Genomic DNA, 15,026 nt, shown 5'->3' with positions numbered 1-15,026 from the left:
GCTTGCGTGCTTCTCTCTCTACTCGGCCGCATCGGGCGTGGCCAACCCGTGCAGGTTAGCGTAGATACGTGCCGCGAGGGCGTCATTGATGCCTTCCACCTTGGCGATTTCGGCTTCGCCAGCCGCTTTCAGGCCGACCAGGCCGCCGAAATGCTTGAGCAGGCTGGCACGACGGCGCGGGCCGATGCCGGGGATATCCTCCAGCTTGCTGGTCATCCGCGCCTTCTGGCGGCGCCCACGGTGGCCGGTGATGGCAAAACGGTGCGCCTCGTCGCGAACCTGCTGGATGAACTGCAGCGCCGGGTTGGCAGCGCCCGGGCGCAGCTCGCGGCCATCGGGCATCACCAGCGCTTCGTGGCCGGCGCGGCGTTCCACGCCCTTGGCCACGCCCACCAGCAGCACGCCTTCCACGCCCAGGTCGGCCAGTGCGGCCTGCGCCTGCGCCAGCTGGCCGGCGCCACCGTCGATCAATAGAACGTCCGGCAGCACGCCCTGCTCTTCCACCGCGCGGCGGAAGCGGCGGTCGATGGCCTGGCGCATCGCGGCGTAGTCGTCGCCCGGCTCGATGCCGCTGATGTTGAAGCGGCGGTACTGCGCGCGCACCGGACCGGCGGCGTCGAACACCACGCACGAGGCCACGGTGGCCTCGCCCAGCGTATGGCTGATATCGAAGCACTCGACCCGCTTGACCGGCTCGGCCAAGCCCAGCATCTCGCGCAGTGCGTCGCTGCGCGCGTGCTGCGCGTTGCGGCTGTTGAGTTCGGTGGCCAGGGTCAGCTGCGCGTTGCGGCTGGCCAGTTCCACGTAGCCGGCGCGTTCACCGCGCACGTTCCACTTCAGCTGCACCTTGCGCTCGGCCGAGGCCGAGAGCGCGGCGACCAGCAGGTCGGCATCGGGAATCTCGCGGTCCAGCAGGATCTCGCGCGGCGGCTCGAATTCGATGTAGTACTGCGAGACGAACGCGGCCAGCACTTCCTCCGGGCTTTCCTCGCCGTTGGTGCGCGGGAAGAACGGGCGGGTGCCGAGGTTGCGGCCATCGCGGAACGCCAGCAGCAGCACGCAGGCCTGCGACCCCTGCATGGCCACCGCCAGCACGTCCAGGTCCGCGGCGCGACCGTCCACGTACTGCCGGGTCTGCATGCTGCGCAGCGAGGAAATCAGATCGCGCAGGCGCGCGGCCTGCTCGAACTCCAGCGCCTCGCTGGCGGCCTGCATCTGCTCGCCCAGCTCGCGGGTGAGCTCGTCGCTCTTGCCTTCAAGGAACAGGGCGGCGCGGCGCACCGACTCGGCGTACTCCGCTGCCGGCACCAGCTCCACGCACGGCGCGCTGCAGCGCCCGATCTGGTACTGCAGGCACGGCCGCGAACGGTTGCGGAACACGCTGTCCTCGCAGCTGCGCAGCTTGAACAGCTTGTGCATCAGGTTCAGCGTTTCGCGTACCGCGGTCACGCCCGGGTACGGCCCGAAATAGCGGCCGGGAATGGCGCGCGGGCCGCGATGCAGCGCGATGCGCGGCCAGTCCTCGCGGGTCAGCAGTACATGCGGGTAGGTCTTGTCGTCGCGCAGCGAAACGTTGTAACGCGGCGATAGGGATTTGATCAGCTGGTTTTCCAGCAGCAGCGCCTCGGCTTCCGAGCGCGTGACGGTCACGTCCATGCGCGCGATCTGCGAGATCATCGACATGATCCGCGCGTTCTTCGGACTGCCGTTGAAGTAGCTGCCAACGCGATTGCGCAGTGCACGGGCCTTGCCCACATACAGCAGGGTGTCGTCGGCGGCGTACATGCGGTACACGCCGGGCGCGGTGCTGAGCTGGGCCGCGAAGGCCTTGCCGTCGAAGGCCGGGACGGGAACGTCGGTCATTCGCTGATCGGCACTTCGCTGAGCACGCCGCTGTCGGGATCGAATCGCAGCACGGCATGGGCGTCGGTCTCGGCAATCCACACCGCCCCGGCCCCCACCGCCAGGCCGGCCGGGCCATGCAGGCGACGCGGCAGCGGTTGGGTCGTCAGTTCGCCTCCGCCCAGGCGCAGCGTGCGCAGGCGGCCGTTGCCGGTATCGGCAATCCACAGCAGCGGCGCATCCGGGCTCAGCGCGATGGCCTGCGGGAACTGCAGGCTGGCTTGGGCGCGGGGACCGTCTTCACTGCCGAAGCGCCAGGGCCCCTGCCCGACCAGGGTCTGCACCAGGTCGCCACGCAGCTGAAGCGCGCGGATCGAGGAACCCAGCGCATCGGCCACGTACAGCACCTGCTGCACCACGGCGAGCGCGGTGGGCTGGGCGAAGGCCGCCAGATGGCCGCTGCCATCACGCTCGTCAATGGAGCCGCTGCCGGCGCGCCATTGCAGGCTGCGCTGGCCCAGGTGGTAGCTCCAGATGCGGTTGTCGCCGGCCATCGCGATGTGCAGCTGGTTGTCGGCAATGGCCAAGCCGACCGGGTGGTCCAGCGAGACCTGCCGCGGCTGCGCAACCGGACCTTCCACCGGCGCACCGGGGCGCCCGTTGCCACACAGGGTGTCGACGATGCCGGTCAACAGGTTGATGCGGCGCACGGCATGGTTGCCGGTATCGGCCACGTACAGCGAATCGCGCTCCAGCACCAGCGCCTGCGGGCGATGGAATGCCGCTTCGGCAAGGTTGCCATCCATGAAATCGGCGGTACCGAGGCCGAACTGGCGCAGGATGCGGCCACCGTGGCTGCATTCAAGGATGCGGTGGTGGCCACTGTCGGCGATGTACAGGCGCTCGGTGCTGACTGCCAGCCCCAACGGGAAGCGCAGGGCCTGGCGCGGTTCCGGATGCAGTTCGCTGCCCCCGCGCGACGGCGCCGAAGGGGCTCCCTGGCACAGCGCGTTCAAGGCGCGTTCCAGTTCACCGGGGGCCCCCAGCCCGATCAGCCGTTGCTGCTCCCTGCCCTGTGCATCCAGCAGCACCAGGGTCGGCCAGGCGCTGACGCCGAAGCGGCGCCAGCCATCCCAGTCGGCATCCAGCAGCACAGGCATGGTCAGGCCCTGGCGACGCAGCAGTTTCAGTGCAGCGCTGGCGTCACGTTCGAAATCGAAGCGCGGCACCTGCAGCACCAGCGGCTGCAGCTTGCCCGGATGGCGCGACAGCCATTGGCCGAACTCGGCCAGGCGTTGCGCGCTCCAGGCGGAGGCCGCATTGACGAACAGCAGTGCGACCGGCCGGCCGCGCAGTTCGGTCAGGGTGCAGGGGGTGGCGTTGAGCCAGGTGGCGAACTCGGGCAGGTCCGGGACGGGCTGGACGTTCATGATCCGATTATGCCGGAGTCGGCGTCATGCAACAGTCGTGCCACTGCACGTTTTGCAGCATCGTCGACCAGCGACCAGACCTGTTCGAAATGATCGCTCCCGCCGGTGTACGGATCGGGGATCGCGATCCGCCCCTGCGCGCCGGACCAGGGCAGGTACAGCGCCAGCCGTTCGCGCTGCGCCACCGACGCCAGGCGACCGGCGTCACGCAGGTTGGCCTCGTCGGCACACAGGATCCAGTCGAAACGGTCGAAATCCGCGGCCTGCAGCTGGCGTGCGCGCAGGCCGCCGATGTCCACACCGTGCCCGGCCGCGCAGGCGATCGCACGCCGGTCCGGTGGCTCGCCCACGTGCCAGTCGCCGGTGCCGGCCGAATCCACCTGCACCCGCCCGGCCAGCGGCGAGGCCTCCCGGCGTGCACGCAGCGCACCTTCGGCCATCGGCGAACGGCAGATGTTGCCGAGGCAGACGACCAGCAGTTTCATCGGGCAGCCAGCGCCTGAAGAAGCGCTTCGGCGCGCTCCAGGTCCTCGGGCGTGTCGATGCCCGGCGGGAATGGTTCGGGCGAGATCGCCACACTGATCGGGTAGCCCGCCTCCAGCACACGCAGCTGCTCCAGCGATTCGACCTGCTCCAGCTGGCCCGGCGGCATTGCCGCGAACCGCTGCAGGAAACCGGCGCGGTAGCCGTAGATGCCGATGTGGCGCAGCCAGTTGTGACCGGCCGGCAGCGCGTCGCGGCTGCGTGCAAAGCCATCGCGGTGCCAGGCGATCGGCGCGCGGCTGAAGTACATCGCCTCGTTGCGCACGTTGCGCACCAGCTTGACCACGTTCGGGTCGAACAGCGTAGGCGCGTCCTCGACGGCGGTGGCCAGGGTCGACATCGGTGCAGTGCCGTTGGCCAGTACCTCGGCCAGGGCGCGGATGCCGGTCGCCGGTGCGAACGGTTCGTCGCCCTGCAGGTTGACCACCACCGTGTCGTCGGCCCAGCCGGCGATGCGTGCGCACTCGGCCAGGCGGTCGGTACCGGAGGCATGCGAGGTGGCGGTCATGGCCACCCTCACCTCGGCCAGCCCGGACAGCGCATCGGCAATGCGCTGATCGTCGGTCGCTACCCAGACCTCCCGGGCGCCGGCCTGCAGCGCGCGGCGCGCCACGTGCAGTACCAGCGGTTCACCACCCAGCAGGCGCAACGGCTTGCCGGGCAGCCGCGAGGCGGCATAGCGGGCCGGGATGGCGACGACGAATTCGGTCATGGGGCGGTACTCGGCAGGCTCGTTACAAGGGGAATGCGGCCGGCGGCGCGTGAATGCAAGCGCCGCTGCGTCGCTCAGTTCGGTCGCAGCTTGTCCAGGCGGTCAGTCAGCGCCACCCAGAACGCGGCGGGCAACTCGGCGCGCAGCGGAACCGCGTAGTGCCAGTCGTTGCCGAACGCCCGGCATTTCACCGCATCCTTTTCGGTCATCAGTACCGGCAGCTGGCTGCCGAAGGACAGGTCCTGCGGCTGATAGGCCTGGTGGTCGGCGAACGCATGCGGCACGACGCCGATGCCACGCGCGCGCAGCATGTCGAAGAAGCGCTGCGGATGGGCGATGCCGGCCACCGCATGCACGCGCTGGCCCTTGAAGTACGCCAGCGGGCGTGCGCGGCCACCGGCCAGCGGCTGCGCACTGTCGATGTGCAGGGCCATCGGCCACTGGCCGAAGCCACAGGCCTGTGCCGCAGTCTCCTCATCGGCCTGACCGAGATTGACCACGCGGAAATCGCATTCGCTGGCGCGGCTGACCGGCTCGCGCAGCGGCCCGCCCGGAATCATCCGGCCATTGCCATAGCGACGCTGCGCATCGACCACCTCGATCTCGATGTCGCGTGCCAGCCGGTAATGCTGCAGGCCGTCATCGCAGACGATCACATCGCAGCCAGCCTCGATCAGCGCCCTGCCGGCAGCAACACGATCACTGTCCACGCGTACCGGCACGCCGGTCTTCCAGGCGATCAGCACTGGCTCGTCACCGCCCTTGGCGGTCGGCGTATCGGCCTTTACCCACAGCGGCGTGTCGGCATCCTCGCGCCCGTAACCGCGGCTGGCCACGCCCGGCTTCCAGCCGGCGGCACGCAGGCGCTCCACCAGTGCGATGGTCAGCGGCGTCTTGCCAGTGCCACCGGCGGTGATGTTGCCAACCACGATGACCGGCACCGGCAGCGTGTAACGCTTGCGCCAGCCACGCCGATAGGCGCGCCGGCGCAGCGCGGTGACGCCGGCGTACAGCGGTGCCAGCAGGCGCATCGCCCACGGAACCGGGCTGCCGTCGTACCAGTACGCCGGGGTCTGGGTACCCTTGCCGGCCATCAGTCCTGCCTTTCGCGGAACTGCATGCTGTGCAGATGCTGGTACAGGCCGCCCAGCTCGAGCAGCTCCTTGTGGGTGCCGCGTTCAACGATGCGGCCATGGTCCATCACCAGCACCTGGTCGGCATGCTCGATGGTCGACAGCCGGTGCGCGATGACCAGCGTGGTGCGTTCGGGCATCAGGCGCTGCAGCGCGTCCTGCACCAGGCGCTCGGATTCGTTGTCCAGCGCCGCAGTGGCTTCGTCGAGGATCAGGATCGGGGCGTCGCGCAGGATCGCGCGGGCGATCGCCAGGCGCTGGCGCTGGCCACCGGACAGCAGCGCGCCGTTCTCGCCTACCGGCGTCTGCAGCTGCTGCGGCATGCGTGCGATGAACTCCCACGCGTTGGCGGCTTCGGCCGCCGCGCGGATCTGCTCGTCGGTCGCTTCCATGCCATAGGCGATGTTGGCGGCGATGGTGTCATCGAACAGCATCACCTTCTGCCCGACGATCGCCACCTGCCGGCGCAGGTCAGCCAGCGGATAGTGATCCAGCGCCACGCCATCGAGGGTGATGACCCCGCCACTGGGCTCGTAGAAGCGTGGCACCAGCCGGATCAGGCTGGTCTTGCCGCTGCCGGAACGGCCGACAATGGCCGTCACCGTACCCGGCCTGGCAACGAAACTGATGTCGTCCAGGGCGATGCCACTGTCTTCGCGGTAGCGCAGCATGACGTGGTCGAACGCCAGTTCGCCACGCACGCGTTGCACGCGGTGCTGGCCTTCGTCGCGCTCCACCGGCATGTCGAGGATGCCGAACAGGCGCTCGGCGGCGGACACGCCGCGCGAAATCGAGGTCTGCACGCTGGTCAGGCGCCGCAGCGAAGGAATGATCGCCATCATCGAGGTCATCAGGCCCATGAACTGGCCGGCATTGAGCCGGCCGGCCAGGGCTTCGCGGGTCGACACCCAGACGATCACCGCCAGCGCCAGTGCGGCCAGGAACTGCACCACGCTGGACGCCGCTGCGCGGGTCACCTCGACCTTCATGTTCAGCGCCAGCATGCGGTTGGCCAGGCGTGAGTAGCGCGAGATCTCATGCTGCTGGGTGCCGTGCACCTTCACTTCCTGCTGCGCCGCCAAGGACTGCTCGGCGGTCTGCGCCATCGTGCCCATGCCGTCCTGGATGCCGCGGCTGATGCGACGATAGCGCTTGCCCACGTAGGACACGATGGCACCGATCAGCGGCACCACCAGCAGCATCGCCAGGGTTACCTTGACGCTCATCTGCAGCATCACCGCCAGCATCGCGATGATGGTGAGGGTATCGGCCACCACGGTCTTCAGCGCGTCGGCGCTGGCCTGGGTGACCTGCTCGGTATCGAAGTTCAGGCGGCTGACCATCACCGGCGTTGCTTCGGTGTCGAAGTGCGACGACGGCAGGTGCAGGTACTTCTGCAGCACCTGCTCACGCAGGTCGCGGACCACGCTGCGGCCGGTCTTGGCCAGCGTATAGTCGCTGACCCAGGTGGCCACGCTGCGCATCAGGAACAGGCCGAGGATGGTCAGCGGCAGGACCACGGCCGCGCGCGGCTGCGGATCGACAAACCCCTCGTTGACCAGCGGCTCCATCAGCTTGGTGAAGTGATAGCCGGCCAGGGCTTCGACCACCATGGCGATGACCGCGCCCACCATGAACACCCAGTAGGTGCGGGTGTAGCCCAGCAGACGTTTGTAGATCGGCCACACCGGCGCGTGATGGGAACTCATGGACGCACCTCTGGCGCAGTTGCAATGGCGATACGACGGAAACCGAGCTGACCGAGCGCGTCCTGCGCAGTCACCACGGCCTGGTAGGGGGTGCGTGCGTCGGCGCGCAGCAGCACCGGCTGGCTGCGATCGCTGCCGGCGACCGATGCGATGGTCTGCTTGACCGACTCGACATCGCTGCGCAGCACTTCCTGGTCATTGATGAAATAGCGGCCTTCGGCGTTGATCAGCACGCTGAGCGAGCGCGGCGGCTCGTTGCTGGGCTGCTGGCTGGCGGTCGGCAGCTGCACCTGCAGCGTCGAGCGCGCATCGAAGGTGGTGGTGACCACGAAGAAGATGATCAGCACCAGGATGACGTCGATCAGCGGCACCAGATCGATATGCGGCTCATCCTGGGATCGGTCATTGCCGATACGCATCGATCAGGCCTTCGCCGTGGCAGCGTGGGCTGGCCGCGCCGGCGCGGCCGGGTTCATCACCCCGGGGCGGCCGTCGAGCGTATCCAGCAGGGCACTGGCTTCCTGTTCCATTTCCACCACATAGCCGTGGATCCGGCCCTTGAAATAGCGATGGAACATCAGCGCCGGGATGGCCACGATCATGCCGGTGGCGGTGCACACCAGCGCCTTGCCGATGCCGCCGGCCAGCTGGTTCACGTCGCCCACGCCATGGTCGAGGATGCCCAGGAACATCTGGATCATGCCGATCACGGTGCCCAGCAGGCCCAGCAGCGGGCCGGCCGAGGCGATGGTGCCCAGCGCGTTGAGGAAGCGCTCCATGCGGTGCACCAGGTGGCGCCCGGTGTCCTCGATCCGCTCACGGATCTGGTCGCGCGGGCGGTTGCGCGCTTCCAGCGCAGCGGCCAGCAGCGTGCCCAGCGGCGAGTTGGCGCGCAGGGTCTGCAGGTGCGCCGGGTCAAGCTTGCCGCGTGCGGCCCAGTTGCGCACTTCCTGGCCAAGCCCGGGCGGCAGCACTTCAGTCCGCCGCAGGGACCAGAAACGCTCCAGGATGATCGCCAAAGCCAGTACGCCCAACAGCAGCAGCGGCACCATTGGCCAGCCACCGGCCTTGACCAGTTCCCACACGTTTCAACCCTCCGGCCCAACGGCCGCTTGTTCGTTCGGCGATAGGATAGCAGCCGACCGCGCCCGCCCAGCGGCATCCCACCACCGGGATGCGTGGATACGCTGTTCACGCAGCTGCAGCCCTTGTGCACCAAGCCATACGCGGATCGCGCCGGAGTCGGCCGTGGCCAGCACTTCCGCCCCCTGCGCCTGCCAGCGTTGGACCACGTCCTGGCGTGGATGGCCGAAACGGTTGCGGTGGCCGGCCGAAACCACCGCCAACCGTGGCGCCACGGCGGCCACCCACGGCGCGCTGGAGCTGCCACCGCTGCCATGATGCGGCACCAGCACCACATCCGCCTTCAGCGCGGCCGGAGACGACTGCAGCAGCGTCCGCTCGGCCGGTCGGCCGATGTCACCCGGCAGCAGGACCACGCCGTGGTGGCTGGCGATGCGCAGCACGCAGCTGTCTTCGTTCTCAGCCTCACGGCTGCCCGGCGCCGGGTGCAGGACCTGGAAATCTACCCCGTCCCACTGCCAGCGCAGCCCCTGCTGGCAGGGCGTCGCGCCGGCGATGGTGCTGCCCGGTGGCGCCAGCAGCTGCAGTCCGGGCAGCTGCCGTCGCAGGCTGGACAGGCTGCCGGTGTGATCAAGATGGTCATGGCTGAGCATCACCTGCCGGGGCGGCGCCTGGCCGAGCGCGCGCAGGGCCGGGACCAGAATGCGCTCGTTGCCCTCGCCGCCGGTCGGAGGCCCTACGTCGTACCAGAGTGCGTGCCGCGCTGTACGCACCAGCACCGCTGTGCCCTGCCCCACATCGTGCACCAGCAGCTCCAGTTCCCCCTCGGCCGGTGCATGCCGCGCCGGCCACAACAGCGGCAGGCACAGCAGCAGGCCCGCCAGGCCACCGCCGGCGCCGCGTGGCAGCAGCCACCAGAACACCCCCGCCAATGCCGCCGGTACGGCCCAGCGCGGCGCCTCGGCCAACCACCACATGGCCTGCGGGTGCAGCGCCAGTGGCTGCAGCGCCTGCCAGCTCAGCTCGAACAGCCAGGCCGCAGCACGCCAGGACCAGCGGCCGGCTCCCTCGTGCAGCGCATGCAGCCCCGTACCCAGCAACGACAACGGCACCACCAGCAACGTCCACCACGGAATGATCGGCAGGTTGACCAGCGGCCCCAACCGCGCGGTGCCGCCGAACAGGGCCACGCACAGCGGCAACAGGCCGAGGCTGGCCACGCCCTGGGCGGCCAGGAAGCCACGCAGGCCCCCACCGGCGCCCTCCGGCCCGGTTCGCGGCAGGCACCACAGCAGCCACAGCACCCCGCCAAAGCTGAGCCAGAAGCCGGCCGACAACACCGACAGCGGCGCCGGCAGCAGCATCACCATCGCGGCCAGGGCCAACCCCTGCCCCGCACCCACCGGGCGACGTCCGGCACGGGCCAGTGCCACCAGCCCGATCATCAGCGCCGCGCGCACCGTTGGCAGCGCGCCGCCGGCGGCCACGGCATAGGCGGCTGCGGCCAGCGCTGCACCCCATGCCGCCGCCTGCGGCCGTGGCCAGCAACGTCCCAGCACCGGGCACAGCCACCACGACAAGCGGCACAGCAGTACCCCGAAGCCCGCCACCACGCCCACGTGAAAACCGGAAATGGCGACCAGATGGGTCAAGCCCAGCGCGCGCAGGTGTTCCCAGTCGGCATCGGACAGCCCGCGGGTATCGCCCAGCGCCAAGGCCTGCACGAACCGCGCGGCAGGATGTGCCACCTGCGTAGCGATGGCGTCACTGCTGCGCTCGCGCCAGGCTGGCAGGCCCTGCGCAGGCGCGCGCTCACGCGCAGCCCCCGGGTCGCGTACCGTGCCATTGCCGGAGATGTCGCGCAGCAAGGCATGGCGTTCGCCATCGAAGCCGCCGGGATTGATCCGCGAACGTGGCGCACGCACCCGCAGCGGCAACTGCCAATGCGATCCCGCACGAACCGCATGCCGCCCACCCTCGGCCTCGTGCGCTGACGACCCGCGCCACGGATCGTTCCAGGTGACCTGCAGGCGCTTGCCGCGCAGCGCTGGCAGCGCATCGGCCTCATCCACGTGCAACACGAAACGGGTGTAGCCGGGCCCCCGCTGCGGAAGATCGGCGACTCGTCCGCTCACCCGCACATCCTGCGGCGGCGCGCCGGGTGGCAGCTGGCCGTGCAGCGCCCGATGCCCGTGCAATGTTGCCCATGCCAGGCCGAGCACGATTGCAGCCCAGGGGCGGCCGCGCCAGCGCAGCAGCCAGCCCGCGCCGCCGGCAACCGCCATCGGCGCGCTCAGCCACAGCGGCAGCAGCGCCGGCATCTGCACGCAGGCCAGCGCGCCCAGCACCAGGCCGGCAGCGCAGCCGGGGCCGAACAGGGCCGGCGCGGAACGTTCGGAAGCCATTCCATCAGCCTGCCGCCAGGCGCTACAGGCTGCCTATCGGGGTTTCCCCCGCGCGGCTGTCAGCGCCGGACGGTGCCGCGATGGAAGTTGACCCGGAAGCTGGCACCACCGCCGGTGGCCTCGCCGACACTGACCGAGCCGCCGTGATGCTGCACGATTTCCTTCACCAGATGCAGGCCGAGGCCACTGCCGCTGCCCGCCGCGCGCAGGCGATGGAACGGCTCGAAGATCGCTTCACGGTCACTCACCGGAATACCGGCGCCCTGATCGCTGACTTCCAGAAGGCCACGTGCATCCAGGCGCACGCAGATGGTGCCGCGCCCGCCGCCGTGGACGATGGCGTTGTGCACCAGGTTGGCGATCACCCGCCCCAGCGCCAGGCTGTCGCCATGGATCCACACGGGCGACTCCGGCGCATCCACCTCGAAGCCATAGCCGGCGCCGACCACCAGTGGCGCCAGATCGGCGGCCGCTTCACGCACCAGCAGCGCCAGATCCAGCCGCTGCAGTGCGCCGACATTGCGGTCGAGCCGCTGCAGGTCAAGCAGGTGCTCGGCGACGTTGCCGAGCCGCGCCACGTCGGTCAGCAGCTGCGATTTCAGCTCACCCTGCGGCAGCTGCGACAAGCGCGCCTGTACCACTGCAATCGGCACCCGCAGCTCGTGCGCGGCATCGGCGAGGAACTTGTCACGTGCTGCATAGCCCTGCTGCACCTTGTCGATCGCGTCGTTGAAAGCTTCCACCAGCGGCGCGACCTCGGTCGACACCAGCTGCGCATCCAGCCGCGCACCCGGCTGGCCGATATCCAGCTCCTTGGCCTGCTGTGCGGACCGACGCACGCCGCGCATCGCACGGTGGATCACGGTCGGCATCACCAGCAGCGTGATCACGATCAGCGGCAGGAAGAACCACAGGCCGATCAGGCGCAGCACCATCAGTGCGCCGTCCAGCAGCCCGCCCTTCGGCGCCCCGCCCACCATCACCGTGATGCGCCGCCCATCCTCGTTGCGGATCATCACCCGCGCAACGTCCAGATAGGGCGGCACCAGTGAACCCAGTTCGGTGGCGCCCACCGTCGGCAAGCGTGCCAGCAACGGGGCGTGGACCGCAGGAATCGTGCCGCGCTCCAGCCACGTGCCCCTGTCATCAACCGCCGCGAACCAGAGGTTGCCCCCCGCCCCGGCATTGAGCCTGTCCCAGCGCGCCTGGTCCAGTACCAGCCGGCCGCCTTCGCTGTGCACGGCTTTGGCCACCGCCTCGGCCGTGAACATGTCCATTCCCCAAGTGTCCTTGTCGCCCCAGGTCAGGATCAACGCGACCACCGCGAACAACACAGTGAAGGCCTGCGCCAGGAACAGCCGCCAGGCCAGGCCGAGCGTGATGGAGCGGATCGGTCGGGTCATCTCACGCCTCCGCCAGCAGATAGCCGACGCCGCGGATCACATGGATCTCCACACCAGCCCCGGCCTGCTGCAGCGCCTTGCGCAGCTTGGAAATGTGCGCGTCGAGTGCATTGGACTGGATCTCGTCATCAAACCCGTACACCGCCGCTTCCAGCGCGCTGCGTGTGACCGTGCGCCCCTGGCGCATCGCCAGCGCCTGCAGCACCAGCACCTGGCGCCGGGGCAGTGCCAGCGGCTGGCCTCCCACCTGCGCCTGCAACGATTCGAAGTCGAATTCCAGCCGCCCCAGGTGCAGGCGCGGCGTCACCATCGCCGAGGGCCGCCGTGAGACTGCACGGATCCGCGCCATCAGTTCCTCGATCGCCACTGGCTTCACCAGGTAGTCATCGGCCCCCACATCCAGGCCCTCGACCTTGTCTGACAACGTGCCCTTGGCGGTCAGCATGATCACCGCCAGGTTAGGCCGCAGTGCACGCGCGGTGGCGACGAACGCCGCGCCATCGCCATCGGGCAGCTGGCGGTCGAGCAACATCAACTGGTGTACCGGTTCGCGCAGCGCGATCGTAGCTTCGGCCAGGCTTCCGACCACGTCGGCGACCACGCCCTGCCGCTCCAGTCCCGATTGCAGGGCTCGGGACAGATCGGGATCATCTTCGACCAGGAGGATGCGCATCAGGGGGTTCGGCTACCGGAAACGCTGCCGATCATAGTGCCTTGCGCCGGGTTTGGGCGCCTTCGCGTGCCGATTGCCGACGCGCAATGTTCTGACAATGTTGCGCCCGCACCATGCACAGCCATCCTCCGCAAAGTGGCTGATCGATGCCGTTGCTGCCCCCGACCCTGCTGCGCCTGTTGCTGTTCTCCGCTGCCATCAGCTTTCCGTTGGCCGCCAACCAGCGGTTCGCGATGCAGTAAAGGACAGCCCGATGGCGCGGCGTGGGACACAGACGTCGGCCTTCGTTTCCCTGATGCGCTCGTTCTGAGCGAGCGCCCGTTACAGACAAGGACACCCCTCATGGCCTGCGTCTCCGCCCCCCTCGAAGCCCATGCGATCCTGTGTGCTCCCGACCTGGACAGCGCAGAACGTGCGTATCTGGGCCTTATGCCCGATCTGGAGCATGTGGATGCGCTGGCCCGCCGCGCACTCGGGCTTTCGCGCGTCGCCGATGCGGCACGCACCTACGCGCTGTCGATGACCCTGGTCGGCCTGCGCCTGCAGGAACTTGAGATGAGCGAAGCGACCGCAAAGGAGCACCGCCAGGCTACGCTGCACAGCCTGCGGCAGGTCTTCAACGCCTGAGCGCAGGGGCACGATGGCTCAGCGGAAGGTGGCCCAGGCCAGCACCGCAGCCAGCAGGGCTACCCAGACCACGGCCTTGAAGGTGCCTTCCAGCATGTTGCCGCCGAACAGCAGCTCGACGAATGGATTGGTCCGGGGAGCCGGAACATGCTCGCTCATCTGAGACGGATCCTGAGAGTGGTAGGGACGCGCACGCCACGGCGACGCGCGGAACGTCTGCTTAACAACTCGCGCCGCAGTTCGGGTATGTTCCGGACAACGCTGCGTTCAAGGATGATCAATGCTCAAGCGCGCCCTGGTTCCTGTTGCTGCCCTGCTGCTGTCGGCGTTGATCATCGCGCTGGGATGGCAGAACCGCCAGTTGCGGCAGATCAACGAGCAGATGGCCGCCCAGCTGCAGGCCATGCAGCATGAGGCGCATGGCCTGGCGCTGGGCACGCGTGCCGATGCGTTGGCATTGAAAACCACCCAGCGCACCCGGGTGATGATCGGCGGCGAACGCAGCACTGCCCAGATCCTGTACTTCTTTTCCACCGCCTGCCGCTATTGCCTGGCCTCGATGCCGCAGCTGCAGCAGATTGCTGGTGGACGTGGCACCAGCGAGCTGGTCGGCGTGGGCCTTCCTCCCTACGATGAACTGGCCGACTACGCCGGCAAGCACGATCTGCGCTTCCCGATTGCCATCGACAGCGACGGCGATGCCGCCAGACGCTACCGCGCCACGGTCACACCGATGCTGGTGGTGCTGGCTGCAGATGGCAGCGTGGCCTACAAACACGTCGGCCAGCTCGATGAGCAGGTCGTGCAGGCCGCCATGAAGTCGCTGGCGCCTCGCCTTGCATTGCACTGAGGCGCCACGCGCCCGATCCGCGCGCCCGCCCTCGCCACCAGATTCGCGCCACAACCGGCACTCCGGTGCCTTCGGCAACTGCAACACCAACGCCAACCAAGGAGATACACATGATCGGAAAGAAGGTCCTTTCGTCCGTCGCCGGTATCGTCGTTGTCGCCGCGCTGTCGTTCGGCGCGTCCCAGGCCTTTGCGAAGCCAACCAAGGCTGGCTTCGCGCCGGGCTGCACCTACACGCCGGGCTGCGTTTTCGGCGGCAACGGGACAATCGGTGGTACCCGCATCTGCTGCCAGCCGAACTGACCTGTGCAAGGCCGTCCCGCAAACGGCCTACACCGTGCATTTCCACACCTGAAGGAGCCACGCATGATCGGTAAGAAGAAGCTGTTCTCGTCTGTCGCCGGTATCGTCGTTGTCGCGGCCATGGCCTTCGGCACCAGCCAGGCCTTTGCCGTTGCGCCCAAGACCGGCTATGCGCCCGGTTGCGAGCCGCATCCGAGCTGCCCGTTCGGCAACTCCGGCAAGCCTGGCCAGGTGCTGTGCTGTGATCCGCTGTAATCGAAGCCGAGCTGCGGGTCGCCAGCGCTGACCCAGCGCAGCGGTGTTGATCGGCGCCC

Annotated in this window: 16 protein-coding genes; 4 read left to right on the top strand and 12 right to left on the bottom strand. The window is 68.7% G+C overall.

The annotated features are described in order from the left end of the window. Nucleotides 1–18 precede the first annotated feature (18 nt). From uvrC to AC5P9W_RS06295, 11 genes are all read right to left on the bottom strand, one after another. Nucleotides 19–1,863: an excinuclease ABC subunit UvrC gene (gene uvrC, locus AC5P9W_RS06345; protein WP_021203600.1), complete on the bottom strand. Its 1,845-nt coding sequence runs from the start codon at nt 1,861–1,863 to the stop codon at nt 19–21. Beyond that, on the bottom strand, nt 1,860–3,272 hold the full coding sequence (locus AC5P9W_RS06340; protein WP_019658993.1) for a hypothetical protein: 1,413 nt from the start codon (nt 3,270–3,272) through the stop codon (nt 1,860–1,862). Before AC5P9W_RS06340 ends, uvrC begins: the two co-directional genes overlap by 4 nt. Continuing rightward, nucleotides 3,269–3,757, bottom strand: coding sequence for a low molecular weight protein-tyrosine-phosphatase (locus AC5P9W_RS06335; protein WP_495218965.1), 489 nt, complete (start codon nt 3,755–3,757; stop codon nt 3,269–3,271). The genes AC5P9W_RS06340 and AC5P9W_RS06335 overlap by 4 nt, the downstream gene beginning before the upstream one ends. Continuing rightward, nucleotides 3,754–4,527: a 3-deoxy-manno-octulosonate cytidylyltransferase gene (kdsB, locus tag AC5P9W_RS06330; RefSeq protein ID WP_021203598.1), complete on the bottom strand. Its 774-nt coding sequence runs from the start codon at nt 4,525–4,527 to the stop codon at nt 3,754–3,756. Before kdsB ends, AC5P9W_RS06335 begins: the two co-directional genes overlap by 4 nt. A 74-nt stretch (nt 4,528–4,601) precedes the next feature. Further along, nucleotides 4,602–5,621 carry a tetraacyldisaccharide 4'-kinase gene (gene lpxK / locus AC5P9W_RS06325; protein WP_495218963.1) on the bottom strand — a complete coding sequence of 340 codons (1,020 nt, stop codon included), beginning with the start codon at nt 5,619–5,621 and terminating at the stop codon, nt 4,602–4,604. Further along, on the bottom strand, nt 5,621–7,369 hold the full coding sequence (gene msbA, locus AC5P9W_RS06320) for a lipid A export permease/ATP-binding protein MsbA (RefSeq protein WP_019658997.1): 1,749 nt from the start codon (nt 7,367–7,369) through the stop codon (nt 5,621–5,623). The genes lpxK and msbA overlap by 1 nt, the downstream gene beginning before the upstream one ends. Further along, complete coding sequence (locus AC5P9W_RS06315; RefSeq protein ID WP_019658998.1) at nt 7,366–7,788, bottom strand: ExbD/TolR family protein; 423 nt, start codon at nt 7,786–7,788, stop codon at nt 7,366–7,368. Before AC5P9W_RS06315 ends, msbA begins: the two co-directional genes overlap by 4 nt. A 3-nt stretch (nt 7,789–7,791) precedes the next feature. Further along, nucleotides 7,792–8,454 carry a MotA/TolQ/ExbB proton channel family protein gene (locus AC5P9W_RS06310; RefSeq protein ID WP_021203596.1) on the bottom strand — a complete coding sequence of 221 codons (663 nt, stop codon included), beginning with the start codon at nt 8,452–8,454 and terminating at the stop codon, nt 7,792–7,794. Between the two features lie 3 nt (nt 8,455–8,457). Further along, the gene (locus AC5P9W_RS06305; protein WP_021203595.1) at nt 8,458–10,857 is read right to left on the bottom strand and encodes a DNA internalization-related competence protein ComEC/Rec2; all 2,400 of its coding nucleotides are present in this window, start codon (nt 10,855–10,857) and stop codon (nt 8,458–8,460) included. Between the two features lie 59 nt (nt 10,858–10,916). Next, nucleotides 10,917–12,260, bottom strand: a complete 1,344-nt coding sequence (locus tag AC5P9W_RS06300) for a sensor histidine kinase (protein WP_021203594.1) — start codon at nt 12,258–12,260, stop codon at nt 10,917–10,919. Between the two features lies 1 nt (nt 12,261). Further along, a complete protein-coding gene (locus AC5P9W_RS06295) occupies nt 12,262–12,933 on the bottom strand; it encodes a response regulator transcription factor (protein ID WP_019659002.1) in 672 nt (223 codons plus the stop codon). Nucleotides 12,934–13,275: 342 nt separating this feature from the next. Between AC5P9W_RS06295 and AC5P9W_RS06290 the strand changes: the two genes are divergently transcribed. After that, complete coding sequence (locus AC5P9W_RS06290) at nt 13,276–13,560, top strand: hypothetical protein (protein WP_019659004.1); 285 nt, start codon at nt 13,276–13,278, stop codon at nt 13,558–13,560. A gap of 18 nt (nt 13,561–13,578) precedes the next feature. On the opposite strand, the gene AC5P9W_RS06285 is transcribed toward AC5P9W_RS06290, so the two are convergent. Further along, on the bottom strand, nt 13,579–13,719 hold the full coding sequence (locus tag AC5P9W_RS06285; RefSeq protein ID WP_021203593.1) for a hypothetical protein: 141 nt from the start codon (nt 13,717–13,719) through the stop codon (nt 13,579–13,581). A 121-nt stretch (nt 13,720–13,840) separates the two neighbouring features. Between AC5P9W_RS06285 and AC5P9W_RS06280 the strand changes: the two genes are divergently transcribed. From AC5P9W_RS06280 to AC5P9W_RS06270, 3 genes are all read left to right on the top strand, one after another. Further along, nucleotides 13,841–14,410 carry a peroxiredoxin family protein gene (locus tag AC5P9W_RS06280; RefSeq protein ID WP_111097907.1) on the top strand — a complete coding sequence of 190 codons (570 nt, stop codon included), beginning with the start codon at nt 13,841–13,843 and terminating at the stop codon, nt 14,408–14,410. Nucleotides 14,411–14,520: 110 nt separating this feature from the next. Further along, nucleotides 14,521–14,712: a hypothetical protein gene (locus AC5P9W_RS06275; RefSeq protein WP_019659007.1), complete on the top strand. Its 192-nt coding sequence runs from the start codon at nt 14,521–14,523 to the stop codon at nt 14,710–14,712. A gap of 63 nt (nt 14,713–14,775) precedes the next feature. Beyond that, entirely contained in the window at nt 14,776–14,967 is a 192-nt protein-coding gene (locus tag AC5P9W_RS06270) for a hypothetical protein (RefSeq protein ID WP_019659008.1), read from the top strand. Nucleotides 14,968–15,026: the final 59 nt, after the last annotated feature.

This window comes from Stenotrophomonas sp. YJH_SMC_33 (assembly GCF_059372295.1).
This window is presented reverse-complemented; position numbering and strand designations above follow the sequence as displayed.

Coding starts and splice junctions, on each gene's coding strand:
- uvrC (WP_021203600.1), bottom strand. CDS start 1,863: ATGACCGACGTTCCCGTCCCGGCCTTCGACGGCAAGGCCTTCGCGGCC.
- AC5P9W_RS06340 (WP_019658993.1), bottom strand. CDS start 3,272: ATGAACGTCCAGCCCGTCCCGGACCTGCCCGAGTTCGCCACCTGGCTC.
- AC5P9W_RS06335 (WP_495218965.1), bottom strand. CDS start 3,757: ATGAAACTGCTGGTCGTCTGCCTCGGCAACATCTGCCGTTCGCCGATG.
- kdsB (WP_021203598.1), bottom strand. CDS start 4,527: ATGACCGAATTCGTCGTCGCCATCCCGGCCCGCTATGCCGCCTCGCGG.
- lpxK (WP_495218963.1), bottom strand. CDS start 5,621: ATGGCCGGCAAGGGTACCCAGACCCCGGCGTACTGGTACGACGGCAGC.
- msbA (WP_019658997.1), bottom strand. CDS start 7,369: ATGAGTTCCCATCACGCGCCGGTGTGGCCGATCTACAAACGTCTGCTG.
- AC5P9W_RS06315 (WP_019658998.1), bottom strand. CDS start 7,788: ATGCGTATCGGCAATGACCGATCCCAGGATGAGCCGCATATCGATCTG.
- AC5P9W_RS06305 (WP_021203595.1), bottom strand. CDS start 10,857: ATGGCTTCCGAACGTTCCGCGCCGGCCCTGTTCGGCCCCGGCTGCGCT.
- AC5P9W_RS06300 (WP_021203594.1), bottom strand. CDS start 12,260: ATGACCCGACCGATCCGCTCCATCACGCTCGGCCTGGCCTGGCGGCTG.
- AC5P9W_RS06295 (WP_019659002.1), bottom strand. CDS start 12,933: ATGCGCATCCTCCTGGTCGAAGATGATCCCGATCTGTCCCGAGCCCTG.
- AC5P9W_RS06290 (WP_019659004.1), top strand. CDS start 13,276: ATGGCCTGCGTCTCCGCCCCCCTCGAAGCCCATGCGATCCTGTGTGCT.
- AC5P9W_RS06285 (WP_021203593.1), bottom strand. CDS start 13,719: ATGAGCGAGCATGTTCCGGCTCCCCGGACCAATCCATTCGTCGAGCTG.
- AC5P9W_RS06280 (WP_111097907.1), top strand. CDS start 13,841: ATGCTCAAGCGCGCCCTGGTTCCTGTTGCTGCCCTGCTGCTGTCGGCG.
- AC5P9W_RS06275 (WP_019659007.1), top strand. CDS start 14,521: ATGATCGGAAAGAAGGTCCTTTCGTCCGTCGCCGGTATCGTCGTTGTC.
- AC5P9W_RS06270 (WP_019659008.1), top strand. CDS start 14,776: ATGATCGGTAAGAAGAAGCTGTTCTCGTCTGTCGCCGGTATCGTCGTT.